This window comes from Methylobacterium sp. 1973 (assembly GCF_040545035.1).
GTDB lineage: Bacteria > Pseudomonadota > Alphaproteobacteria > Rhizobiales > Beijerinckiaceae > Methylobacterium > Methylobacterium fujisawaense.
This window is the reverse complement of the sequence record NZ_JBEPLA010000012.1, coordinates 136,164-160,389: the sequence shown is the minus strand read 5'-3', so window position 1 is coordinate 160,389 and position 24,226 is coordinate 136,164. Positions and strand designations below refer to the sequence as shown.

General features: G+C 68.4%; 17 protein-coding genes. 10 read left to right on the top strand and 7 right to left on the bottom strand.

Annotated features, from left to right (window positions below; genetic code table 11):
• Positions 1-291: 291 nt before the first annotated feature.
• Positions 292-2,970 carry an alanine--tRNA ligase gene (gene alaS, locus ABIC70_RS21645; RefSeq protein ID WP_354441067.1) on the bottom strand — a complete coding sequence of 893 codons (2,679 nt, stop codon included), beginning with the start codon at positions 2,968-2,970 and terminating at the stop codon, positions 292-294.
• A 229-nt stretch (positions 2,971-3,199) separates the two neighbouring features.
• On the opposite strand from alaS, the gene ABIC70_RS21640 reads away from it, so the two are divergent.
• The 5 genes from ABIC70_RS21640 to ABIC70_RS21620 all read left to right on the top strand — a co-directional run bounded on the left by ABIC70_RS21640 (position 3,200) and on the right by ABIC70_RS21620 (position 7,934).
• The gene (locus ABIC70_RS21640; RefSeq protein ID WP_043760503.1) at positions 3,200-4,366 is read left to right on the top strand and encodes a transglycosylase SLT domain-containing protein; all 1,167 of its coding nucleotides are present in this window, start codon (positions 3,200-3,202) and stop codon (positions 4,364-4,366) included.
• 176 nt (positions 4,367-4,542) lie between these two features.
• Positions 4,543-5,082, top strand: coding sequence for a response regulator (locus ABIC70_RS21635; RefSeq protein WP_043353767.1), 540 nt, complete (start codon positions 4,543-4,545; stop codon positions 5,080-5,082).
• A gap of 225 nt (positions 5,083-5,307) precedes the next feature.
• Positions 5,308-6,237, top strand: a complete 930-nt coding sequence (locus tag ABIC70_RS21630; RefSeq protein ID WP_043760501.1) for a transglutaminase family protein — start codon at positions 5,308-5,310, stop codon at positions 6,235-6,237.
• A gap of 77 nt (positions 6,238-6,314) precedes the next feature.
• Positions 6,315-7,133, top strand: a complete 819-nt coding sequence (locus tag ABIC70_RS21625) for a transglutaminase-like domain-containing protein (RefSeq protein WP_354441065.1) — start codon at positions 6,315-6,317, stop codon at positions 7,131-7,133.
• Positions 7,134-7,286: 153 nt separating this feature from the next.
• Entirely contained in the window at positions 7,287-7,934 is a 648-nt protein-coding gene (locus tag ABIC70_RS21620; RefSeq protein WP_043353755.1) for a L,D-transpeptidase, read from the top strand.
• Positions 7,935-8,018: 84 nt separating this feature from the next.
• On the opposite strand, the gene ABIC70_RS21615 is transcribed toward ABIC70_RS21620, so the two are convergent.
• Both ABIC70_RS21615 and ABIC70_RS21610 read right to left on the bottom strand, forming a co-directional pair.
• On the bottom strand, positions 8,019-8,354 hold the full coding sequence (locus ABIC70_RS21615) for a hypothetical protein (RefSeq protein WP_051044905.1): 336 nt from the start codon (positions 8,352-8,354) through the stop codon (positions 8,019-8,021).
• Positions 8,355-8,485: 131 nt separating this feature from the next.
• Positions 8,486-8,974 (bottom strand): phasin, encoded by a 489-nt coding sequence (locus ABIC70_RS21610; RefSeq protein ID WP_043353754.1) that lies wholly within the window; start codon positions 8,972-8,974, stop codon positions 8,486-8,488.
• A 116-nt stretch (positions 8,975-9,090) separates the two neighbouring features.
• On the opposite strand from ABIC70_RS21610, the gene ABIC70_RS21605 reads away from it, so the two are divergent.
• From ABIC70_RS21605 to ABIC70_RS21585, 5 genes are all read left to right on the top strand, one after another.
• A complete protein-coding gene (locus tag ABIC70_RS21605; protein WP_354441062.1) occupies positions 9,091-11,742 on the top strand; it encodes a sensor histidine kinase in 2,652 nt (883 codons plus the stop codon).
• 300 nt (positions 11,743-12,042) lie between these two features.
• Positions 12,043-13,989 (top strand): acetate--CoA ligase, encoded by a 1,947-nt coding sequence (gene acs / locus ABIC70_RS21600; protein ID WP_354441060.1) that lies wholly within the window; start codon positions 12,043-12,045, stop codon positions 13,987-13,989.
• Between the two features lie 136 nt (positions 13,990-14,125).
• Positions 14,126-14,497, top strand: a complete 372-nt coding sequence (locus tag ABIC70_RS21595; RefSeq protein ID WP_043353744.1) for a DUF485 domain-containing protein — start codon at positions 14,126-14,128, stop codon at positions 14,495-14,497.
• Entirely contained in the window at positions 14,494-16,176 is a 1,683-nt protein-coding gene (locus ABIC70_RS21590) for a cation acetate symporter (protein WP_043353743.1), read from the top strand. The genes ABIC70_RS21595 and ABIC70_RS21590 overlap by 4 nt, the downstream gene beginning before the upstream one ends.
• Positions 16,177-16,468: 292 nt before the next feature.
• Positions 16,469-18,103, top strand: a complete 1,635-nt coding sequence (locus ABIC70_RS21585) for an MFS transporter (protein WP_354441058.1) — start codon at positions 16,469-16,471, stop codon at positions 18,101-18,103.
• 661 nt (positions 18,104-18,764) lie between these two features.
• On the opposite strand, the gene ABIC70_RS21580 is transcribed toward ABIC70_RS21585, so the two are convergent.
• The 4 genes from ABIC70_RS21580 to ABIC70_RS21565 form a co-directional block, all read right to left on the bottom strand.
• On the bottom strand, positions 18,765-19,217 hold the full coding sequence (locus ABIC70_RS21580) for a hypothetical protein (protein ID WP_286963388.1): 453 nt from the start codon (positions 19,215-19,217) through the stop codon (positions 18,765-18,767).
• Between the two features lie 180 nt (positions 19,218-19,397).
• On the bottom strand, positions 19,398-20,996 hold the full coding sequence (gene purH, locus ABIC70_RS21575; protein WP_274926176.1) for a bifunctional phosphoribosylaminoimidazolecarboxamide formyltransferase/IMP cyclohydrolase: 1,599 nt from the start codon (positions 20,994-20,996) through the stop codon (positions 19,398-19,400).
• A gap of 72 nt (positions 20,997-21,068) precedes the next feature.
• Positions 21,069-22,817 (bottom strand): heparinase II/III family protein, encoded by a 1,749-nt coding sequence (locus ABIC70_RS21570; RefSeq protein ID WP_043353729.1) that lies wholly within the window; start codon positions 22,815-22,817, stop codon positions 21,069-21,071.
• Between the two features lie 326 nt (positions 22,818-23,143).
• Positions 23,144-24,082, bottom strand: coding sequence for a metal ABC transporter solute-binding protein, Zn/Mn family (locus ABIC70_RS21565; protein ID WP_354441055.1), 939 nt, complete (start codon positions 24,080-24,082; stop codon positions 23,144-23,146).
• Between the last annotated feature and the right edge of the window lie 144 nt (positions 24,083-24,226).

The following is a 24,226-nucleotide window of genomic DNA, read 5'->3' as shown; positions in this document are numbered from 1 at the left end:
GCGCCGGACCCAGTCCAGGCACAGTCGCGCCCGCGCCTCGGGCGTTGTGAGTAAGCAGAGCGACGCTACCGGTAACGCCGCGACCGGGACCTACTGCCCCACCGGTCGGCCGGGCGACAGGATGGCGACCGATCTGGCCGCAGCGGGCAACGCCAATCCCCCGTCGCGGGCGACACCACAGGGCGGCGGCGTCGGCGGAAACACGTAAGCCGCCGAGGGCGGGACCCCGACCATCCCGCCGCTCGCCTCCACGGCCGCACCGGAGACGGCGCAGTTCCTTGCGGGCGCGTCTCAGGCCGCTTCGGTGAGAGCCTGCGCGATTGCGTCAAGGGCGGCCTCGGCTCCGGCTCCGTTCGGCCCGCCGGCCTGCGCCATGTCGCGCCGGCCTCCGCCTCCCTTGCCGCCGAGCGCGCCCGCTCCAGCCCGCACGAGCCCGACGGCATCGTAGCGCCCGGTCAGGTCGTCCGTGACCCCAACGACCAGACCCGCCTTGCCGTCCGGGGCGACGCCGACCACCGCCACGATGCCGGAGCCCAGACGCTTCTTCTCCTCATCGACGATCGGCTTGAGGTCGCGCATGTCGAGCCCTTCCACCACCGAGCGGCGGAAGGCCACGCCGCCGATCTCAGTTTGCTGAGCGCCGGAGCCCGGACCACCCTCGCCGCCCATGGCGAGCTTCCGGCGGGTCTCGGCCAGTTCACGCTCAAGGCGCCGCCGATCCTCCATCAGTGACGTCAGACGATCGGGCGCCTCGGAGACCGGGGCCTTGAGAATGCCGGCCAGCGCCGCCAGGGTCCGGGCCTCCTCGGCCCGATGATGTCGCGCCGCGTCGGCCGTGAGAGCCTCGATCCGGCGCACGCCGGACCCCACCGCGCTCTCGCCCACGATGGTGATCGCTCCGATATCGCCGGTGCGCCCGGCGTGGGTGCCGCCGCACAGTTCGACCGAGAAGGTCTTCGGCCGGCCCTGCGCGGCCTCCTCGTCGATAGGCAGCCCCATCGAGACCACCCGCACCTCGTCGCCGTACTTCTCGCCGAACAGCGCCCTGGCGCCCGACGCGATGGCGTCGTCCACGGCCATCAGCTTGGTCACGACCGGCGCGTTCTGCAGCAGCACGGCGTTGGCGATGTCCTCCACCCGGGCGAGTTCATCCGCCTCGATGGGCTTCGGGTGGCTGATGTCGAAACGCAGACGATCGGGGCTCACGAGCGAGCCCTTCTGCGCGACGTGATCACCCAGCACCTGCCGCAGAGCCTCATGCAGCAGATGGGTGGCCGAGTGGTTGGCCCGGATCGCCTTGCGGCGGACATGGTCGACCTTGAGCTCTACCGGCTGGTCGAGGCCCAAGCTTCCCTCCTCCACGGTCACGTGGTGGACGAACAGGTCGCCGAGCTTCTTCTGGGTGTCGGTTACCCGCGCCCGCACGCCCGGCGCCAGGATCAGGCCGGTATCGCCGACCTGGCCGCCCGATTCGCCGTAGAACGGCGTCTGGTTGACGAGGACGAGGCCGGTCTGGCCGGCGTCGAGGCTCTGCACCTCGGCGCCGTCGCGCAGCAGCGCCGTGACGATGCCCTCGGCCGTCTCGGTCTCATAGCCCAGGAACTCGGTGGCACCGACGCGCTCGCGCAAACCGAACCACACCGTCTCGGTGGCCGCCTCGCCCGAGCCCTTCCAGGCCTCGCGGGCCGCCTGCTTCTGACGCTGCATCGCCGCCGAGAAGGCGTCGGTATCGACGCCGATGCCACGGGCCTTCAGGGCGTCCTGCGTCAGGTCGAGGGGGAAGCCGTAGGTATCGTAAAGGGTGAACGCGGTCTCGCCGGAGAGCTTGTCGCCCTGCTTGAGGTCGCGGCTCTCGGCGTCGAGGATCGACAGGCCCCGCTCGAGGGTGCGGCGGAAGCGGGTCTCCTCCAGCTTCAGGGTCTCGGCGATCAGGCTCTCGGCCCGCATCAACTCCGGATAGGCCTGGCCCATCTCGCGCACCAGCGTCGGGACGAGGCGGAACATGGTGGGCTCGCGGGCGCCCAGGATCTCGGCGTGGCGCATGGCGCGGCGCATGATCCGGCGCAGCACGTAGCCGCGCCCTTCGTTACCGGGCAGCACGCCGTCGGCCACCAGGAAGGAGGCCGCCCGCAGGTGGTCGGCGATCACCCGGTAGGATGCGAGCGTCGCCGGCTCCGGCGCCCGCGACACGGCGTGGGCCACGGCGTCGATGAGGGCGCGGAACAGGTCGGTGTCGTAGTTCGAGTGGACGCCCTGGAGGATCGCCGCCATGCGCTCCAGGCCCATGCCGGTGTCGATCGACGGCCGCGGCAGCGGGTTGCGGACGCCCGGCTCCAGCTGCTCGTACTGCATGAACACGAGGTTCCAGAACTCCAGGAACCGGTCGCCGTCCTCGTCCGGAGAGCCGGGCGGCCCGCCCTGCAGCGCCGGACCCTGGTCGATGAAGATCTCCGAGCAGGGACCGCAGGGGCCGGTATCGCCCATCTGCCAGAAATTGTCGGAGGTCCCGATCCGGATGATCTTCTCGTCCGGGAAGCCGGCGATCTTCTTCCACAGGCCGGCGGCCTCGTCGTCGTCGGCGTAGACGGTGACGAGGAGCCTGTCGGACTTGAGGCCGAATTCCTTCGTGATCAGGGTCCAGGCCAGCTCGATCGCCCGGTCCTTGAAGTAGTCGCCAAACGAGAAGTTGCCGAGCATCTCGAAGAAGGTGTGGTGACGTGCCGTGTACCCGACATTGTCGAGGTCGTTGTGCTTGCCGCCGGCCCGCACGCATTTCTGCGCCGTCGTCGCCCGGTCGTAGGCGCGCTTCTCCATCCCCGTGAAGACGTTCTTGAACTGCACCATGCCGGCGTTCGTGAACATGAGCGTCGGATCGTTCTTCGGCACGAGGCTCGAGGAGGGCACGACCTCGTGTCCCGCCTTGGCGAAGTAGTCGAGGAAGGTCGACCGGATCTCGTTGACGCCGCTCATCGGGGCTGACTCTGGCAGGACGGACGGGAAAGGGCGGCCGCGCGTCATCCGCCCGGCGCCCGCATGGCGCCCTCTTAAGGAGGGATGCCGCGCGAGTCACGGGCGGCCTGCCCCGAAATCTCCCCGGGACGCCGCAACTCGGCCACAAGCACGGCCGTGTTGTCGCCACATCTGTCAAGCGATGGTGAGTCCGTAGCGCCACAACGGCGTGTGGAGAGTCGGGATAACGATGCAGGGCCGCACGGTCGGATCGCCGAGGACCATCACCGGCAAGCAGAGCCATTTCGGCTCGAACCGCGCCGACGTGATCGCCGCACAGCCCATGCTGGGCCGTGCCCATGGCAGCCGCCCCGCGCTGTTCCGCTCGCTGCTCACCGTGTCGATGATCGCCGGCGGCCTCAGCGCCGCGCTGATCGGATCGGGCGTGGATCTCGCCAAGGTCGGCCTGTCGCCGGCCGTGTCCACGGCGGAAGCCGCTACCGAACTCCCGATGCCGCGCCCGCGCATCCACACAGTCGCCCTGAATACCGAGCTCGACCAGACGCCGCTCCGCGCCGCCTCCAGTTTCGCCCCCGTGCACGATCTCGACACCGATCTCGGCTCCAACACGGTCGACCGCGTGTCGTACGACTTCCTTCTCTCCGAGAGCGCCGCCGGCGACCCCAACGACATTCTCGAATTCGGCCCGATGAAGATCCGGCGCCACTTGGTGCAGACGATCGTGCGGGCGGCCCAGGCCGTTCAGACCGATCCGGTGCTGCTGATGGCAGTTGCCGACAAGGAGTCGAGCTTCGTCACGGCCGTTCAGGCCAAGACTTCCTCGGCGACGGGCCTCTTTCAGTTCATTGAGCGGACCTGGCTCGGTGTGGTCCGCGACTTCGGGCCCAAATACGGGCTGGAGAAGGAGGCCGCGTCGATCACGTCCGACGCCAACGACCGGCCGGTGATCGCCGATCAGGCGGAACGCGCCCGTGTGCTGGAGCTGCGCCGCGACCCGTACCTGTCGGCCCTGATGGCCGGCGAGATGCTGAAGCGCGACGCCGCCCGCATCGCCCTGCGCATCGGCCGCGAGTTGACCCTCGGCGAGGTCTACCTCGCCCACTTCCTCGGGCCGGACGATGCCGGGGAGTTCCTCGCCAACGTCGTGAACAAGCCGGCCGCCGCCGCGGCGGCCCTGCTCCCGGGCCCGGCCCGGGCCAACCGCTCGATCTTCTTCGCCGCCGGGCGCTTCGTCGGGCGCGGACGTCACCGCAAGCCGATGAGCCTGTCGGTGGCACAGGTCCACGAGAAGTTCGAGGCGATGATGAGCACCCGCGGCACGCGCTATCAGAACGTCCGCGAAGTGTCCGGGATCATGGCTTACGCCGACGCCGACCTGGGCCTCGCCACGCCGTAACGGGCGGCGGGTGCGATGCGGGATTCCCAACGTCGCGCGCAACCAGGGGCGGATTGCCGACTTTCCTCCTCAAGCGCCGCCTCCTTGAGCGGCACGACGTTCGACTTCGGGGGAAGTCCTTGAAAAAGCACGGAACGAGCGCGCCCCTGCCGCTCAATGATACGCTGTCGCCAGGTATTCCTCTCGACCAGATCGGTCAGACACTGGCGTCGTTCTACGATGATCTGGTGTCCGAGGGCATGCCGGAGCACCTCGCCGCGCTGGTGCGCCGCGTCCGGCAGACCGAGGACGACAGGGTCGCCGCAGCCGGGCCGGTCGCCGTGGCGGCCGAAACCGATCCGCGGCGCGTCGCCCTCGTCGTCGAGGACGATCCCGCGATTCGGGCCTTGGCCGAGACCCTGCTCGAAGAGACGGAACTCGACGTGGTCGGCTGCGACAGCGCCGAGGCCGCGCTGTCGGTCCTTCAGGCACGCGGCGGCGACGTCGCCCTGGTCTTCGCCGATGTCCGGCTGGCCGGCCATATGGACGGCCTCCAGCTCGCCCGCGCGGTGGCGACCTTGTGGCCGCGGGCCCGGCTGGTGATCACCTCCGGGCATGGCCTGCCGCGGCCGGAGATGCCGCCCGAGGCCGTGTTCATCGCCAAGCCCTGGCGCCCCCTGGACGTGCTGGTCGAAGCCGAGCGCGCCACTTCCGATCCGGCTCCTCCGGTCGTTTGAGAGCCGGCGGCCTCCCCCGAGTCCGTTCATCGTCGCTTTCGAACCATCCGGCAGAGCCCGGACGCGTCACCCGCGCCTGACGGCAGGGCCGGAAGTCCGGACGGATCGTGAACCCGGATCTGTGCGGGCCGTCGGACCCGTATCGTCGCTGCACGATGCGGATCGGGAAGGCCCGGCCCTTGCATGACCGCCGGTCGTGTCGGCACGAGCCGGGAGACTGTGACGTTGCCGATCCTGTCTGTCCGCCACCGCACGACTTACCGGTATCGACGTCCGGTCGCCTTCGGTGAGCACCGGATCATGTTCCGGCCGCGCGACAGCTACGATCAGCGGTTGATCGCGGCGACCCTCGACATCACGCCCGAACCGGCCTCGCAGCGCTGGCTGTTCGACGTGTTCGGAAATTGTGTGGCCGTCACGACCTTCGACATCCGCGCCGAAGTCCTGACCTTCGATTGCGGCATCACCCTCGACCACACGCCGGAACACGCGCCGGTGTTCCCGCTCGCACCGCACGCGACGCACTATCCGTTCGGCTACGGTGCCGAGGACATGCCGGATCTCGCCCGCTCGATCGAGCGGCAATGGCCCGACCCGCGCCACGAGGTCGATGCCTGGGCGCGAAGCTTCCTGCCGCCTCAGGGACGCATCCCCACGCAGGAATTGCTGGCCGCCATGACGCGCAGCGTACGCGCGAACTTCACCTATCTGGCCCGTGCCGAGAAGGGCGTGCAGGATCCGCTGACGACGCTGCGCACGAAGCTCGGATCCTGCCGGGACTTCGCCGTGCTGATGATGGAGGGCGTGCGCGCGCTGGGCATGGCCGCCCGGTTCGTCTCCGGATATCTCTACAATCCCCGGAACGACCGCGCCCGCCACGTGGGCGGCGGCTCCACCCATGCGTGGCTGCAGGTCTACCTGCCCGGCGCGGGCTGGGTCGAGTTCGACCCGACCAACGGCATCGTCGGCAACCGCGACCTGATCCGCGTGGCGGTGGCCCGCGACCCCGCTCAGGCCGTTCCGCTGCACGGCTCCTTCTTCGGCCTCAGCAGCGACGATCTCGGCATGCGCGTCGATGTCAACGTGGTGGAATTGCCCACCGACGGGACGACGGCCCACAGCCTGCAAGGGCTGCCGCCGCCCCTCGCGCGTTGAGCACGGGTGAGCATCCGGATCCGGGACAGGCATGCGCGGCGAGTGCGCGCGGAAGGCGACAGAGCAAGGTGGCCGCGATGAAGATCAGGACGGGTTTCGAGATTGCGTTCACGCTGTCGCAGCCAACACCGATGATTTTGATGCTCAGCGTCCATCCTTCACGGATGCAGGACGTGACGACCCCGCATGGAATCGGCTTCGATCCGCCGCTCCAGGCCCGTGAATACCGCGACGCCTTCGACAACATCTGCCACCGGATCGTCGCGCCGCCCGGACAGCTGACGATCTCGACGGACCTCACCGTTGACGATACGGGGCTGCCCGATCCGGTCGTGCCGGAGGCCCGCCAGATCCCGGTCCAAGATCTGCCCGACGATGTCCTGATCTTCCTGCTGGGCTCGCGCTATTGCGACACCGACAGGCTCTCGCAGACGGCGTGGTCACTGTTCGGCACCACGCCGGAGGGCTGGGCGCGCGTCCAGGCCATCGTCGATTACACGCACGAGCGGATCCGCTTCGACTACCAACGCGCCGATGCCACGAGGAGTGCGCATGACGCCTTCATGCAGCGCGAGGGCGTGTGCCGGGACTTCGCGCATCTGGCGATCGCCCTGTGCCGGTGCATGAACATCCCGGCGCGCTACGCCACCGGCTATCTGGGCGACATCGGCGTGCCGAAGGATCCGGCGCCGATGGACTTCTCCGCGTGGTTCGAGGTCTACCTCCACGGGCCCGACGGACCGCGCTGGTACACGTTCGACGCCCGCCACAACCGGCCCCGGATCGGCCGCATCGTCATGGCCCGCGGCCGCGACGCCACCGACTGCGCGATCTCGACCAATTTCGGCTACGCCCACCTCGCACGGTTCGACATCCACACCGACGAGGTGACCTGAGCAAGCCGCGGGCCCTGGCCCGAGCCGCGGCGCACCGTACGGTCGAGCGGCCCTGCGTATTCCGCCCAACAGCAGATTCATGGCGGATGTGTGGAACTGCCTGCCTATGCTCACGCTTGTAAAGGCAAAGGTTATTGCACAGGCAGGCCACTCATGAAGACCTCGGTCACCGCACTCGGCGCGCTCCTCGGCGTGGCTGTTCTTGCCGCAACGCCAGCCCTCGCCGCTTCGTCGTACGATCCCTTCGGTACGGACGGCTCCGACGAGTACTACTCGGATCAGGGACAGTACGGTTACCAGGGCACTTACGCCCCGGGCTATGGTCAGGGCGTGCAGGCGGCGCCGCAGGCGCAGGTCCAGCCGATCCCCCGTGAGGTCGTGGCGTTCAACGCGCCCTACGCGCCCGGCACCATCGTGGTCTCCACCGCCGAGCGCCGCCTGTACTTCGTTCTGGGCGATGGTCAGGCGATCCGGTACGGCGTCGGCGTCGGTCGCCCGGGCTTCAGCTGGAGCGGCACCAACAAGATCACCGCCAAGCGCGAGTGGCCGTCGTGGACGCCCCCGAAGGCCATGATCGCCCGCCGTCCCGACCTGCCGCGCTACATGGCCGGCGGCATCGAGAATCCGCTCGGCGCCCGTGCCATGTACATCGGCAGCACCGAGTATCGCATCCACGGCTCCAACGAGCCGGACACGATCGGTCAGGCGGTGTCGTCGGGCTGCATCCGGATGACCAATGACGACGTCACCGATCTCTACGAGCGTGTGAAGGTCGGCGCCAAGGTCGTCGTTCTGAACTGAGTTCGATCCGGCGGGACCATCCTCGCCGGACCCCGCCCCCACGAGACCGGCCGCGCCACCCATCCGAATGCGCGGCCCGTTTCGTTACGGGACGACGCGCCCGACAGCGGTCTGCGGCGGGCTGAACGAGGCGATCGGCATGTCGCAGAAGCAGCGCACGCCGAGGGGCCGCGGGCCGGGCAGAGGACACGAGAACGGCTTCGGTCCGGTGATGCCCTGCTGGACCGCATCGCAGTTGTAACCGACGGGGGCGCGCTGCGCCCGGCGGGGGACAGGCCGGTATTCACCGTCGTAACCCGGATCGTCGTAATATTGGGCCCGCGCCGCGCCGGCCGGCAACGCGGCCGCGAGCGCCAGCGCGGCGATCGCGAGCCGGAACGGACCACGCAGGCCGGATCGGCCCGAAACAGTAAGGCGCATCCCTGATTCCTTCGCTCGGCGCGGACTCAACGCGTCCGCCCGGCGGCTCTCGGCGGCAATACCGGCGAAAACGAGACGACCCGCCCCCGGAGCCCGGGAACGGGTCGCAGCCCCGTTGATCGGTGCGAGCCTCAGTGCGTCGCGCGCTCGGCGGCGTCCTGGGCGTCCTGGGCCGTCTGCTTGGCGGCGTCCTGGCCCTGCTCCATGGCCTTGCGGGCCTCGTCGGCCCCCTGTTGCATCGCCGACTTGGCACGCTCGGCGCCCTGCTGCATCGCGCTCTGCGCGAGGCCGCTGAACTCCTTGGCCTGCGCCTGGATGGCGGCGAACTGGCTGCGCACGAACTCAGCCTGGTGCTGCATGGCCTCCTGAACGTCCTTGGCGCGAACCAGCTTCTGGGCGAGATCGAAGGCCGCGTTCACGTTCTGCTCGGCATACTCGAAGCCGCGCGAGGAGACGTCCAGCGCGTTGGATCGGGCCATCTCGGCCGAACCCTGCACGGTATCGGCCGTGCGGCGGGCCGCGCCGATGAAGCTGTCGAAGGCCTTGCGGGCCTGCTCGACGCTCTTCTCGGCAAAGTCACGCATCTCGGCCGGGACTTCGTAATTCGGGGGGTTGCTCATTCTACGTCTCCTCTCTTGATTGCTCTGTGGATGGCGCTTTGTGCGGTGCACAATATCTGATTCGCCGCCTTATGCCACCCACGCCCATGGCGTTAAGGTTGCCATGACGTAAACGTGTGACGGTTGCGCCCAGAGTCCAGCGTCGCGGCGCAAGGGAGTTTACAATAGGGCTACGGTCACGGGCGTTTCTCGGGCAAAGCGAGCCCATGGAACGTGACGGATCGCGTTTGGGTTCGAGGTCGCGGGCTTTGGAGACGACAGTGACACCGATGGCCGGTGCAGCCCAGCCCGGGCTGGCGACTGCCTTCGCGGCCTGGGCGCGCGTGCCGGCCCTGGCCGCCACGCTCGGCGCTCGGGACACCGTGCATTTCGTGGTCGACCCGTCGGCGGGGCAGATCCTGTACGCGTCCGATGCGGCGGCGCCCTTGGCCGAGACCCTGACCGGCTCCGCGCTCGTCGGTTTGATCCGTCAGATTGTTGCCGCGACCGCAGGGGACGCCGCGCCCCGCCTCGCGCGCCTCCGTTTGGATGTCCGCCGCATCGCCCCACCGGCACTGTGCTGGCTGGCGCGCGGTACTCAGGCGGACGGTCGTCCCGCCATCCTCGTGGTACCGACCACGCCCGTGACGGCCGCCCGCGCCCGGCCGGTCCGCCCCGTCGCGCCCCCGGCGAGCGCAAGCGCGCCGCCGGCGCATCCGCAGGCGACGCCATCCTCGATGGGGCGGGACAACCGCTTCTTGTGGCGCATCGATGCCGCGGGTGTCCTGACCACCCTCACCGGGCCGGAGGCCCTCGCGGGCCTCGTGGGGCAGCGGTGGCAGGACATGGCGGCGACAGGCCTCCTGTCCGAAGCCGACTCCGTGCTGGCGGCCCTGCGCGACCGGCGAACCTTCCGCGGCGAATCGGCGGTACTCGATGGCGGCACCGGGCCGTTCCGGGTCGATCTCTCCGGCGCCCCTCTGGGGCGGGGTGATGCTGCGTTCTCCGGCTTCGGCGGGTTCGGCCTGATCCGGAGCGCGCCGAACGCAATCAAGGTCGTCGCCGAGCCCGCGGCGCCGCCGCCGGAATCGTCGGTTTCGGCGCCCGCGTCGCCTCTCCCCGAGCCCGTCGAAGCCGAAAGCCCGGTCGCGCCTGCGCCGGATCTCATCGCGACACCGCTCTCGACTGATGAGCATGCCGCCTTCCGGGAAATCGCCCGGGCGCTGGGCGCACGCTATGCCGGCGACGAGGTCGATCCTGAATCAGGGGCGCCGAAGGCCGAGAGCGGCGCGGTGATGCCGTTCCCCGCGCCGCAGACCAATCCGGTGGAACTCCCCGTGGTCTCCGAGGAGGCCAGCACGGAAACCGACGGGGCCAGTGTCGAGCAGCCCGTCGATGTGGCCGCTCCTCCGCAGGCCGACCTTCTCGCGGGTCTGCCGCTGCCGACGCTGATCCACCACGACGGCACCATCGTCGCCGCCAATCGCGGCTTTCTGGATCTGACAGGCCATCCCGACCTGCCGAGCCTCGCCCGCACCGGGCTCTCCGGACTTCTCCCGGGTCTGCCGCCTTCGGACGCGCTTGGCGATGCGCTTGGCGACGCGGCACGCCGGACCACGGTGAAGTCGGTCGAGGGCCATACGCGTCCGGTGGAACTTCTGAGCGGCGCCTGCAGCTGGGCAGGCGCCGCTGCGACGTGCCTGATCGCACGCCCTGTCGATGAGGCCGATGTCGCGGATGCGCTCACCGCCGAGCGCCTCGCCCGCGCCGCCCAGACGGAACGGACGGCCCGTGCCGAGGCGGCCCTGAACGCACTGGAGATCGGGGTCGTCACCGTCGACGGGGCCGGCCGCATCGTCGCGTTGAACCACGCCGCGGCCGGCCTGTTCGGATGCGATCCGCGCGAGGTCGTCGGCGGCAGTTTCGTCAGCCTGTTCGACCGTCAGAGCGTCCTGACGATCGCCGATGCCCTGCGCGGCGCGGCCCCGGAGCGGCGCTCCATTGTCCTGGCCGGCAAGCCGATGTCGCTCGCCGTCGCGGGGCCTCTTGGACGACGGGTGGTCACGCTCGACCATGCCGGTCGCGCGGCGCCCGGAGAGGCGGGCGCAGCCAGTCGCCCGGAAACCGTGCCGGGCGGCGGAGAGGCCTTGAGCCGGCTCGACGGCGCCGTGCGCGGCCCCGTCACCGGGATGATCGATCTGGCAAACGCGATGCTGAAGGAGCCCTTCGGGCCCCTCGGCGACACGCGCTACAGGGACTGCCTGGCGGAGATCAAAGCGTCGGGCGAGACGATCCTGGAACGGGTCGGCAAGCTTCTGGATCTTGCCGCAGTCGAGGCCGGTTCGCTGCGCCTCGAACCCCGCGCTCTCGACCTCAACGACGTCGTGGCGGGTTGCGTCGCCCGCCTTCAGGGCGAGGCAGCGCGGGGCCGGGTCGTCATGCGGACGAGCTTCTCCACCGATCTCGGCGACTTGGAAGCCGACGAGCGCTCGGTCAGCCGCGCGGCCAGCCTCGTGATCGAGAACGCGATCCGACGCTCCGCCGCCGGAAGCCAGATCATCGTTTCCACCGGGTCGGCGGAACGGGCGGCCGTTGCCCTGCGGGTGCGCGGTACCGGCGCCGGGCCTGCTCCGCGGGTGGAAGACCCGAAGGAATCCGTCGAGGACGGGCTGGCACTGCCGCGTGCCCTGGTGGAGGCCAACGGCGGCCGCCTCCAGCTCTCCGCACGCCCGGAAGACGGCACGCTCGTGGAAATCATCATGCCGACGCGACGGGTGGCGAACGGATAGGTCCCTGGCCGATCGCGCGCCGACGCGTCCCCGAAAGCGCGCCCTGTACCGGCCATCGTCCGGGGGCGGAAACAGAGGACGGCGGGTGATCGTTCGCCAGGCTCCCCGCGCTTGACAGCGCAGCATCGAAGCCTCAATCAGCTCTTACATTGTGCCCAATTTATTTACGGGACTTGATCTGAGCGCGCGCGAAACCGCGATCATATCGTCATCGTAAATTGTAGGCTACATTACTTTGGAAGTCCTGGCTGCGCGGCCGCCACCGCGATACGATCGGGCACCAATCAGGGATGGAACGCCATGCAAGGCAAGGTCATCGAGGTGAAGGACGCGTGGCGTGAGGGCGCTCACGTCGACGATTCCAAGTATCAAGAGATGTATGCGGCGTCCGTCGCCGATCCGAATGCGTTCTGGGCCGAGCACGGCAAGCGCATCGACTGGATGACGCCGTTCTCCACCGTGAAGAACACCAGCTTCGAGCCCGGCAAGGTCTCGATCAAGTGGTTCGAAGACGGCAAGACCAACGTCGCCCATAACTGCATCGACCGTCATCTGGAGACCCGCGGCGACCAGACCGCGATCATCTGGGAAGGCGACAATCCCGACGAGTCGAAGCACATCACTTACCGGGAGCTGCACGCGCAGGTCTGCCGGATGGCCAACGTCCTGCGCAATCGCGGCGTCGGCAAGGGCGATCGGGTCACGCTCTACATGCCGATGATCCCGGAGGCCGCCTACGCGATGCTCGCCTGCGCGCGGCTCGGGGCGATCCACGCCATCGTGTTCGGCGGCTTCTCCCCCGACTCGCTGGCGTCGCGCATCCAGGGGTGCGGCTCCAAGCTGGTGATTACCGCCGACGAGGGCCTGCGCGGCGGCCGCAAGGTGCCGCTGAAGGCCAATGTCGACGAAGCGATCAAGCGGCTCGACGCGGATCTCGTCGACCACGTGATCGTCGTGCGCCGCACAGGCGGCAGCGTCTCCATGGAGGCGGGCCGGGACGTCTATTACGACGAGGCCGCCGAGCAGGTGACCGACGAGTGCCCCGCCGTGGCGGTGGAGGCCGAGCATCCGCTCTTCATCCTGTATACCTCGGGCTCGACCGGTCAGCCGAAGGGCGTGGTGCACACCACGGGCGGCTACCTCGTCTACGCGTCGATGACGCATGAATACGTCTTCGATTACCGCGAGGGCGACGTGTACTGGTGCACCGCCGATGTCGGCTGGGTCACCGGCCACAGCTACATCGTGTACGGACCGCTCGCCAACGGCGCGACGACGCTGATGTTCGAGGGCATCCCGACCTATCCGTCGACGTCCCGCTTCTGGGAAGTGATCGACAAGCACAAGGTCAACATCTTCTACACGGCGCCCACCGCCATCCGCTCGCTGATGGGCGGCGGCGAGGGGCCGGTGAAGAAGACCTCGCGGGCTTCGCTGCGCGTGCTCGGCTCCGTCGGCGAGCCGATCAACCCGGAAGCCTGGGAATGGTACTACAACGTCGTCGGCGACAAGCGCTGTTCGATCGTCGACACGTGGTGGCAGACCGAGACCGGCGGCATCCTGATCACCCCGCTGCCGGGCGCCACCGCGCTCAAGCCCGGCTCGGCAACCCGGCCGTTCTTCGGCGTGACGCCCGAGATGGTCGATGCCGAGGGCAAGGTTCTGGAAGGGGCCTGCGAGGGCAATCTCTGCATCGCCGATTCCTGGCCGGGACAGATGCGTACGGTCTACGGCGACCACGAGCGGTTCGAGCAGACCTACTTCTCGACCTATCCGGGCAAGTACTTCACCGGCGACGGCGCCCGGCGCGATGCGGATGGCTATTACTGGATCACCGGACGCGTTGACGACGTCATCAACGTCTCCGGCCATCGCATGGGCACCGCAGAGGTCGAATCCTCGCTGGTCGCCCACCCGAAGGTCGCCGAGGCGGCGGTCGTGGGCTACCCGCACAACGTGAAGGGCCAGGGCATCTACGCCTACGTGACCCTCAACGACGGCGAGGAGGGCGACGACGCCCTGCGCAAGGAGCTGGTGACCTGGGTCCGCAAGGATATCGGGCCGATCGCCTCTCCGGACCTGATCCAGTTCGCGCCGGGCCTGCCCAAGACCCGCTCGGGCAAGATCATGCGCCGAATCCTGCGCAAGATTGCCGAGGACGATTTCAGCTCGCTCGGAGACACCTCGACCCTGGCCGAGCCGGCCGTGGTCGACGACCTGATCGAGAACCGGCAGAACCGGGCCTGATCGCATCCGCGCCGCGGCCATAGCGGCGCGGGTTCGGACCGGGACGGGTGCCGGGGCGGCGCCCGTCTCCAACAAGAACCACGAACTTCAACGCGATGAACCGGGGGGCCAGAGTGCCCTCGCGGGAGGAAAAGCCATGAGCGGCACGACACTCGGCCTTCGAGGGCGCACGGCGCCCCCGGGAACACGCGCACTCGGAACGGAGGTCGATCCGCAGGTCGAGCGGATTGTCCGGACACCCGAATTCCAGCAACTCGTCCATGAGCGCACCCGCTTCGCCTGGACGCTGACCATCCTGATGCTGGTGGTCTATTTCGGCTTCATCGGGCTCATCGCCTTCGACAAGTCGCTGCTCGCCGTGAAGGTTGGCGGCACCGCCTCCCTCGGGCTGTTCGCGGGCGTCTTCGTGATCCTGTTCGCTTTCGCACTGACCGGCGTCTACGTGGCCCGGGCCAACACGCGTTTCGACGCGCTGAGCGCCGCCCTCAAGCGGAGCGTCGCCCGATGAACCGGCTCCTCCTCGGCCTGACGCTCGGCACGATCGCCGCCAGCGCGGCCTATGCCGCCGGCCCGGATCTCGGGGCCGTGCAGCAATCGGTCACGAACTGGCCGGCCATCCTGATGTTCCTGTTCTTCGTGCTGCTGACGCTCGGCATCACCTACAAGGCCGCGAAGGGCACGAAGTCCGCCGCCGACTTCTACGCGGCGGGCGGCGGCATCTCGGCGGGGACCAACTCCCTGGCGATTGCCGGCGATTACATGTCGGCCGCCTCGTTCCTCGGCATCTCCGGCCTCGTCTACACCTCGGGCTTCGACGGGCTGATCTATTCCACGGGCTTCCTGGTCGGCTGGCCGATCGTGCTGTTCCTGATCGCGGAGCGCCTGCGCAACCTCGGCAAGTTCACCTTCGCGGACGTGGCGAGCTTCCGTCTCGACCAGACGTCGATCCGCATCATCTCGGCGGTGGGCACCCTCGTGGTGGTGGCGTTCTACCTGATCGCCCAGATGGTCGGCGCCGGGAAGCTGATCCAGCTCCTGTTCGGCCTGCCCTATCTCTACGCGGTGATCATCGTCGGCGTCCTGATGATCGTCTACGTCGCCTTCGGCGGCATGAAGGCGACCACCTGGGTGCAGGTGATCAAGGCCTGCCTGCTCCTCGGCGGCGCGACCTTCATGGCCGGCGCAGTGCTGTTGAAATACGGCTTCAACCCCGAGATGCTGTTCGCGAACGCCGTGCAGGTTCACCCGAAGGGCGACGCCATCATGGCGCCGGGCGGACTCGTGTCGAACCCGGTGGAGGCGATCTCCCTCGGCGTCGGCCTGATGTTCGGCACCGCCGGCCTGCCGCACATCCTGATGCGGTTCTTCACGGTCTCGGACGCGCAGGCCGCGCGCAAGTCGGTGTTCTACGCCACCGGCCTGATCGGCTACTTCTACATCCTCACCTTCATCATCGGCTTCGGCGGCATCGCCCTGCTGATGTCCGATCCGGTCTACTTCAAGCTCGGCGCGGCCGGGACCTTCGACAAGCTGAAGGACATGATCGGCGGCACCAACATGGTGGCGGTGAACCTCGCCAACGCCGTGGGCGGCCCGTACTTCCTCGGCTTCATCTCCGCCGTGGCCTTCGCGACCATCCTGGCCGTGGTGGCGGGCCTGACGCTCGCCGGCGCCTCGGCGATCAGCCACGACCTCTACGCCCAGGTGATCGCCCGCGGGCGCACCACCGAGAAGCACGAGGTCAACCTGTCGAAGATCTCGGCGGTGGTGATCGGCATCGTGGCGATCTACCTCGGCTATGTGTTCGAGAACCAGAACGTCGCCTTCATGGTGGGCCTGGCCTTCGCGGTGGCGGCGAGCTGCAACTTCCCGGTGCTGGCCATGTCGATCCTGTGGCGCGGCACCACCACCTGGGGTGCGCTGGCCGGCGGCCTCGTCGGCCTGCTCGCCGCGGTGATCATGGTGGTGCTGTCGAAAGCCGTGTGGGTGACGACGCTGGGCAACCCGGCCCCGCTTTTCCCCTACGACAACCCGGCTTTGTTCTCGATGCCGTTGGCCTTCGCGACGATCTGGGTCGTGTCGCTCATGGACAAGTCCCGCCGGGCCCAGCGCGAGCGGGCCGCCTTCGAGGCGCAGTATGTGCGCTCCGAGACGGGCATCGGGGCGTCCGGCGCCCACGCGCACTGACCTCAACCAGACGCGTCGGACAGGCGGAGGGCGCGGCGCGCGCCGCGCCCTTCGTCGTTCCGGTGACAACTCGGCGCGCACCTGTGTTGATGAGGCTCTTCACAATCGCTTTACCGGTTGACCCGCCACGCCCTTGAGATAACGCATAGGTGATCTGCGCTTTGCGCAGGGCCGCCCGGGAGCGGGCCGGGAAAGGGCGATCCCATCGTCGGGCCGCCCATATGCGTTTGGGAGGACGTGTCTTATGGCTGTGGCAACCGCGATCCCGCGGGCCGGAGACGCCGCGAGGCCGATGACTTCGGCCGAGAAGCGGGTGATCTTCGCGTCCTCGCTCGGTACTGTGTTCGAGTGGTACGATTTCTATCTGTACGGCTCTCTGGCGGCGATCATCGGCGCGCAGTTCTTTTCTGCCTATCCGCCCGCCACGCGCGACATCTTCGCGTTGCTCGCCTTCGCGGCCGGCTTCATCGTCCGTCCGTTCGGCGCCCTGGTCTTCGGCCGCATCGGTGATCTCGTCGGACGCAAATACACGTTCCTGATCACGATCCTGATCATGGGCCTGTCGACCTTCATCGTCGGCATCCTGCCCAACGCGGCCACCATCGGCATCGCGGCTCCGATCATCCTGATCGTCCTGCGCCTCGCCCAGGGCCTCGCCCTCGGCGGCGAGTATGGCGGCGCCGCAACCTACGTCGCCGAGCACGCGCCCAACGGCCGGCGCGGGTTCTATACGAGCTGGATCCAGACGACCGCGACCCTGGGCCTGTTCCTGTCGCTCCTCGTGATCCTCGCGACCCGGACCTTCACCGGCGAGGCCGCCTTCGCCGAGTGGGGCTGGCGCATCCCGTTCCTGGTCTCGGTGCTCCTGCTCGGCATCTCGGTCTGGATCCGCCTCCAGCTGTCGGAATCTCCGGCCTTCCAGCGGATGAAGGACGAGGGCAAGACCTCGAAGGCACCGCTCACCGAGGCCTTCGGCCGGTGGCGCAATGCGAAGTTCGCGATCATCGCCCTGTTCGGCCTCGTCGCCGGTCAGGGTGTGGTCTGGTACACGGGCCAGTTCTACGCGCTGTTCTTCCTGCAATCGATTCTCAAGGTCGACGGCTATACCGCTAACCTGCTGATCGCGTGGTCGCTGCTTCTCGGCACCGGCTTCTTCGTGGTCTTCGGCTGGCTGTCCGACAAGATCGGCCGCAAGGTCATCATCCTGGCGGGCTGCGCCATCGCGGCGGCGACGTTCTTCCCGATCTTCAAGGGCATCACCTCCACGGCCAACCCGAAGCTCGAGGCGGCGATCGAGAACGTGAAGGTGACGGTGACGGCCGATCCGGCGGCCTGCGGAAACCTGTTCAACCCGGTCGGAACCCGGGTGTTCACCGCGCCCTGTGACCTCGCCCGCGACTTCCTGTCGAAGTCGTCGGTGCGCTACACCACCGCTGCCGGGGCGGCCGGACAGCCCACGACCATCCGGGTCAACGATACGGAGATCCCCTATCCGCAGGGGGGCAACGTCGAGGCCAACAAGGCCACGACCGCGGCACTCCAGGCCGCGGGCTACCCGAAGGCGGGTGACCCTGAGATCGTCAAGATGTCGAATCCGTTCGACATCTTCCGGCCGCAGGTCGCGCAGGTGATCGGCCTGCTGTTCATCCTCGTGCTCTTCGTCACGATGGTCTACGGCCCGATCGCCGCCATGCTGGTGGAGTTGTTCCCGACCCGGATCCGGTACACCTCGATGTCGCTGCCCTACCATATCGGCAACGGCTGGTTCGGCGGCCTGCTGCCGGCGACCGCCTTCGCCATGGTGGCTCAGACCGGCGACATCTATTTCGGCCTCTGGTACCCGATCGTCATCGCGGTCGCGACCGTGATCATCGGCATCCTCTTCGTGCCGGAGACCAAGGATCGCGACATCTTCGCGGATACCTGAGCGGCGCAAACCGGCCAAACGAACCACGCGTCGACGACGCCCAGGCAGTTCCCACTGCCTGGGCGTTTCCATTTCCACAGAGATGTCCGCGCCCCTTCGGGCAGAGGGCCGCCGGGCACGGACCCGTGCCGGGTCGTGGCCGCAAGGCGGGCCGGGCCGTCTCGGCTTGTGTCGAACCCGCAACGCGACGGCGGAATCGCAATCCGTGCGGTCTGTCACGGATTGCGTTGCGGCGGATCCTATACAGAGATCTCAAGTATCGACGGCAGACGGAACCATCACCGTCGAAACGGCGAGCCGACACGGAATGTCCTGATTTCTGACCACCACGTTGCAAGCAGTCAATGACTGCAACTTTCAGTCCGTTTCTCGGCCAATGCCGGTCGTCCAACAAACCTGCCGGCCGCCGGAAACTGTCCGAAATTTAATCTTTCGCCGATCGACCCGGCGGAACCTTAGCGGCACAAGGCCGTATAAGGTTCCCCTACGATCCAGGGCCCCTGGGATTTCCATCGTGAACGATGTCGTGCCACATTTGCGCCGTCAGCCTCATCGGAAGCTGCATCTTCTACTTTTAATTATCTGGATGGCCGTAGCTCTGGGCTTGTGGGCGCTGATCAACACCCTCGCCGGGCGGCTGGTTTGGTGGTGGTGACGCTGGTTACAGCCCGCGATTGTTCTCGGGATAGTCGGTGAGATAGGCGCCGAGCAGATATCCCGCCTGATGGGCCGTCAGATATCCCAGCATAATCAGAACGTGCAGCAGGTCGAGGCCGTAAACGGACATGAAAATGGTCATCGCAGTGAACATGACCACCGATGAGGTCATGGCGATGATCATCACCGAATAGGAGCGGCCGATCAGCGCTCCCACGAGAAACAACAGCGCTGCGACCACCATCTCGTCACCCAACCCGGATTCGTTCCAGGAAGTTCTTCTCACGAGCTTCCGGCGCACATCTGGGCAATGATGGCGTGCAGCCGAGAAAATATCAACCCGCTCCGCAGATGCCACCCATATTCGCAAAGGTGGGGGTATTTGTTCGGCAATAATGCTCAAAAAATAGCATTCGGCGTTACGGGACATCCATTGCTGAGCTTCGGCACAGGCCACGCTTGTTCACGGCAATGCTGAGAGACATCGCAGCCCGAACAAAAATCGCCGCGACCGGCTCCAATCCGTGCGGATCGTTAACGGAAGCGCGGCGGCGCCGCGCGACGGACAGGCCTCTCGGCGGTGCTGGGGCACGGAGGCACGGGAGCGTCACGTCGTGACCCTCCCGACCCCGCCAGATCAATGCCGGAAGTGACGGTGGCCGGTGAGGACCATGGCCAGGCCGGCCGCATCGGCGGCCGCGATGACGTCCGCATCGCGCATCGAACCGCCGGGCTGGATCACCGCCGTCGCGCCCGCTTCGGCGGCCGCCATCAGCCCGTCCGCGAACGGGAAGAACGCGTCCGACGCCACCACCGAGCCGACCGCCAGGCTCTGGGACAGCCCGAGGCGCTTCGCGCCCTCGGCGGCCTTCCAGGCGGCGATGCGCGAGGAATCGACCCGGGACATCTGACCCGCGCCGATTCCCACCGTCGCGCCGGCCTTGGCGTACACGATGGCGTTCGACTTCACGTGCTTGGCAACCCGATAGGCAAACCGGAGATCGGCCAGTTCGGCCTCGCTCGGCGCCCGCTTGGTGACGACCTTGAGCGGCATGTCGTCGACGACCACCGCATCCCGGCTCTGGACCAGCAGACCGCCGGCGAGCGTCCGCACGGTCTCGCCGGGGGCCCGCGGGTCAGGCAGTCCGCCGGCCAGAAGCAGGCGCAGGTTCTTCTTGCCCGCGACGATGGCCGCGGCCTCGGGCGTGGCATCCGGGGCGATGATCACCTCGGTGAAAATCTCGACGATTCTGCTGGCCGCCTCGGCGTCGAGCGTCCGGTTGAGGGCGACGATGCCGCCGAAGGCCGAGGTCGGGTCACAGCTCAGAGCCCGCTCGTAGGCTTCGAGCAGGCTGATGCCTTCCGCGACGCCGCACGGATTGGCATGCTTGATGATCGCCACGGCGGCGGTCCGGGCCGGATCGAACTCGGCCACGCACTCGTAGGCGGCGTCCGTGTCGTTGAAGTTGTTGTAGGACAGCTCCTTGCCCTGGAGCTGCCGGGCGGTGGCCACACCCGAGCGGACCTTGCCGGGCGCGCGGTAGAAGGCGGCCGCCTGATGAGGGTTCTCGCCGTAGCGCAGCGCCTGACCGAGGGTGCCGCCGAAGGCGCGGAACTGCGCCGGCGCATCCGTGCCGAAGCGGCCGGCCATCCAGTTGGCGATGGCGGCATCGTAGGCCGCGGTGCGGGCAAAGGCCTTCTGCGCCAGGCTCCGGCGCAGTTCCGCGCCCAGGGCGCCGTCATGCGCCTCCAGTGCGGCCAGCACGCCGGCATAATCCGACACGTCGGTGACCACGGCCACATCCGCGTGGTTCTTGGCCGCCGCACGGATCATGGCCGGGCCGCCGACATCGATGTTCTCGATGCAGTCGGCATCCGATCGGTCGGCCGCGATTGTGGCCTCAAACGGGTACAGGTTGACCACCAGCAGATCGATGGCGCCGATCCCGTGGGCGGCGAGCGCGGCCTGATGCTCCGGGTTGTCGCGGATGGCGAGCAATCCACCGTGAACCGCCGGGTGCAGCGTCTTGACCCGGCCGTCCATCATCTCCGGAAAGCCCGTGAGATCGGCCACCTCGGTGACAGGCAGGCCGGCCTCCTGCAGGGCACGATGCGTGCCCCCGGTTGAGACCAGCGCGATGCCGCGGGCGTGGAGCGCCCGGGCAAAGTCGACGAGGCCGGTCTTGTCCGAGACCGAGAGGAGCGCGCGGGAGACCCGCACCTGATCGTGCGCCATAGCTTCGTGCCGAAAGTTCGAGATTTTCCGGCGCGGTAGCATGGAAACGGTGAGCCCGGCCAGCCGGCTCCCTCAGGGTGCCACCCCGCGCAGCGGTGCGGACGCCTGACGCTCGAAGCTCCAGCGGACCTCCACGTCCTCGGAGACGCGCAGGTGCAGCACTATCTGGTCGGTGCGGCGCGGCCCCGTCAGGCCCGAGAAGTAGACGCTCTCCTCGATGGCGATCTCGGCGTTCTCGGCGCGGAACACCCAGACCTCGCCGAGCGCCGAGGCGAGTTCGAGCCCGTCCGGGATGCCGCGCACCGCGATGCCGGGATGGAGATGGAAGCGGATCGCCACATCCTGCGGGCGCAACCGCCGCCCCCGGCTTTGCGCCTTGCCCTGGCGCAGGAAGGCGTCGCGGCCCTCCAGCCGCACCGACGCGTGGAACAGCTGCCAGCGGCGCTCGTGCACGATACCGAAATCGGGCGCGTAGCCGTTGTGCCGGGCCGCGAGGACGACGCTGTCGGCCTCCTCGGCGCGCTCGGCGGCCACCGCCGAGGGCCCGCTCAGCACCACGGGCCCGCGCCGGCGAATCAGCCAATCGGCCAGGAGCCGTTCGCCCCACCACCCGGTACGGGTGAGGAACCGGCACGACGAGCTGTGGGCGACCGAGGCCGTCGAGTGGGCCGGCGTCGAACGGGCGAGGAGGCGCAGATCCGCCCCGCTGGCCGGCAGGCCGCAATTGACCACGATGCGCTGGGGGCCGCTCGACATCTCGAAGGCGAGGCAGCCGGCCCCGGCATTCACCGAGTAGGGCAGCGGCGGGCACGCACCGACATCGGCCACGATCACGACCCGGCCGCCTTCCAGGCGCTCGTAGCCCGAGTTCGGCGCGTGCATCAGCGGCCGGGCGAGCGCGCCGTCGTAGACCAGCAGGGTCGCGAGGTGGTCCGCATCCGTGGCGCCCATGCCGTTGAAGTGGCTCAGCGAGGCGTCCGGGTGGCGCAGGAGTCGCAGCAGCGGCAACATCCGGTCGACGGCCCGCAGCAGCGCCATCGGCGGCTCGACGCTGCGGCTGAGGTAGCTCTGGCGCAGGGGCAGGAGGTCGAGGAGCAGATCCATGGCGAAGCGCGGGTCGCGGGACCGGTGGCCACCATCGGTCAGGATCTGGCGGTCGAGCTCCCGCGTCAGAATCCGGGTCGCTCGACGCAGGATCGGCTGAATGCCGTCGCAGCACAGGCCGGCGTAACAGAGCGCCACGGCGGCGTTCAGGCGCCATTGCGGTGGCACGCCCCGCCGCAGATCGCGCTCAAGTTGCTGCGCGTTGCGTCCGATCGCCTTGAGGAAGTTTTGGTAAAAGCCGTGATCGGCCCCCTCCAGCACGAGGGGCGACTGGCACAGGAACGAGATCAACCGGCGGGCCGCCACCGGCGTCTGCCGGGCGAGCGCCGCGTCCCCCCGGCCCGCGATGAAATCGGCCACGAAGGCGCGGGCATTGGCCCTGGCGAGGGCGGTGTCGGCGGCGCGCAGGTGGCGCAGCCAGCCGAAGCCGTAGAGTTCGTCAGCCCATTCCGGCGACGGCGCCGCGTAGTCGAAGGGTGAGCCGCCGCTCGCCGCGAGCGACCGGCCCGCGAAGACGAACAGCCCGGCATAGATGTCGTCCGCAAAGGTCGCGTCCGAGGTCCGCAGGTCCTGCGGGGCGATCACCAGTCCGGTCACCCGCATCCGGGCGAGGATGTCGGGCGGTGCTGTGACGCTGGCTCCGGCCGCGCGGCCCGCGCGTGCAGCCTCGCGCGCGACGAGCCGATAGAAGCGCCAGCGGTCAGGCCCCCAAGCCACGCGATCTCCGAGCTGCGCGTTTTCACAAGGCCCCAAGGCCTTGAGCCCTCGCGTACGAGGATCGGCTGGCACCCGTTTCGTAAGGCTAGTGGGGGCCTCTTAACCGGCGGTTTACGCTATGTCATGCCCGACGCCGTGAAGGCGACAGAGGACGGCACCGCCAGTCGTGGCGGATCGTGACCTGGGCCGGATCGGCACAGCCGCGGAGCACGTCGTCAGGATGGAAGCTCGATCCCGTCCTGTCGGAGCCGGCATCCGGCCATGACACGGGCCAGCCCTCGGCGGAGCGGCTGCAGCGCAATCGATCCGGCGCCGGTCGGATCGGGTCACTTCGGCATGAGCGCGGCGTCGAACGCCGCCAGGTTCGACCGCATCAGGTCGACATAGGTCGCTGCCGGACCGTCCGCCCCGGAGAGCGCGTCGGAATAGACCTTCCCGCCGATGCGGGCGCCGCTCTCGCGGGCGATCTGCTCCATCTGGCGCGGGTCGCTGATGTTCTCCAGAAACACCGCGGGTACGCGCTCGCGGCGAATCTGGCGGATGATCGACGCCACGTCCCGCGGGCTCGCCTCGCTGTCGGTGGAGACGCCCTGCGGCGCGATGAAGCGCAGGCCGTAGGCCGCCGCAAAATAACCGAAGGCATCGTGGGTCGTGATGATCTGCCGCCGCTCCGGCGGGATTTGGAAAATCGCTGCCCGGACGTCCCGCTCCAGGGCATCGAGCTTGGCGAGGTAAGCGGCCGCGGCCTCCTGATAGGCGGCGGCATGGGCCGGATCGACCTTCACGAGGCCGTTCCGGATGTTCGCCACGTAGATCCGAACGTTGGCGATGCTCTGCCAGGCATGCGGATCGAAGGCGTGCTCACCGTGTCCGTGACCGCCCTCCCCGTGGACATGCTCGTCCTGCGCCGGGATCGGCGACACGCCCGTCGAGACGGTCACCACTGGGGCGCGCGTGCCGGAGGCGCGGATCAGCCGGTCGAGCCAGCCCTCCAGCCCGAGGCCGTTGACGAACACGATATCGGCCTCGGCGAGCTTGCGCGCGTCGGCTGGCGACGGGCTGAAGCCGTGAACGTCGGAATCGGGTCCGACCAGGGTGGTCACCGTCACGGACGCACCGCCGATCTGCCGGACGAGATCGCCCAGGATCGAGAAGCTCGCAACCGCCCGGATCGGGACGGTCTGCGTGGTGGCCACCGCCGGCACCCCAAGTCCGAGCCAGACGGACAGGACCGCGAGCGCCGCGATCCGGAATGTTGTTGCCACGCCCCGCACCCTTCCACCTTCCCGCGCCTTCGGTCGCACCTGCCACTAATGTAACATTGTTACATACACAAGCGGGATACATGCCCGGTCCCCAATGCGCGGCGTCGGACGCGTCGCGCCCCGTGGGTTCCGACGCTGTCCGGA

Bases quoted from the DNA above. Each gene is read 5' to 3' on its own strand.
- ABIC70_RS21620 (WP_043353755.1), top strand. From the start codon at position 7,287: ATGAAGACCTCGGTCACCGCACTCGGCGCGCTCCTCGGCGTGGCTGTT.
- ABIC70_RS21640 (WP_043760503.1), top strand. From the start codon at position 3,200: ATGCAGGGCCGCACGGTCGGATCGCCGAGGACCATCACCGGCAAGCAG.
- ABIC70_RS21595 (WP_043353744.1), top strand. From the start codon at position 14,126: ATGAGCGGCACGACACTCGGCCTTCGAGGGCGCACGGCGCCCCCGGGA.
- purH (WP_274926176.1), bottom strand. From the start codon at position 20,996: ATGGCGCACGATCAGGTGCGGGTCTCCCGCGCGCTCCTCTCGGTCTCG.
- alaS (WP_354441067.1), bottom strand. From the start codon at position 2,970: ATGAGCGGCGTCAACGAGATCCGGTCGACCTTCCTCGACTACTTCGCC.
- ABIC70_RS21625 (WP_354441065.1), top strand. From the start codon at position 6,315: ATGAAGATCAGGACGGGTTTCGAGATTGCGTTCACGCTGTCGCAGCCA.
- ABIC70_RS21585 (WP_354441058.1), top strand. From the start codon at position 16,469: ATGACTTCGGCCGAGAAGCGGGTGATCTTCGCGTCCTCGCTCGGTACT.
- ABIC70_RS21610 (WP_043353754.1), bottom strand. From the start codon at position 8,974: ATGAGCAACCCCCCGAATTACGAAGTCCCGGCCGAGATGCGTGACTTT.
- ABIC70_RS21590 (WP_043353743.1), top strand. From the start codon at position 14,494: ATGAACCGGCTCCTCCTCGGCCTGACGCTCGGCACGATCGCCGCCAGC.
- acs (WP_354441060.1), top strand. From the start codon at position 12,043: ATGCAAGGCAAGGTCATCGAGGTGAAGGACGCGTGGCGTGAGGGCGCT.
- ABIC70_RS21615 (WP_051044905.1), bottom strand. From the start codon at position 8,354: ATGCGCCTTACTGTTTCGGGCCGATCCGGCCTGCGTGGTCCGTTCCGG.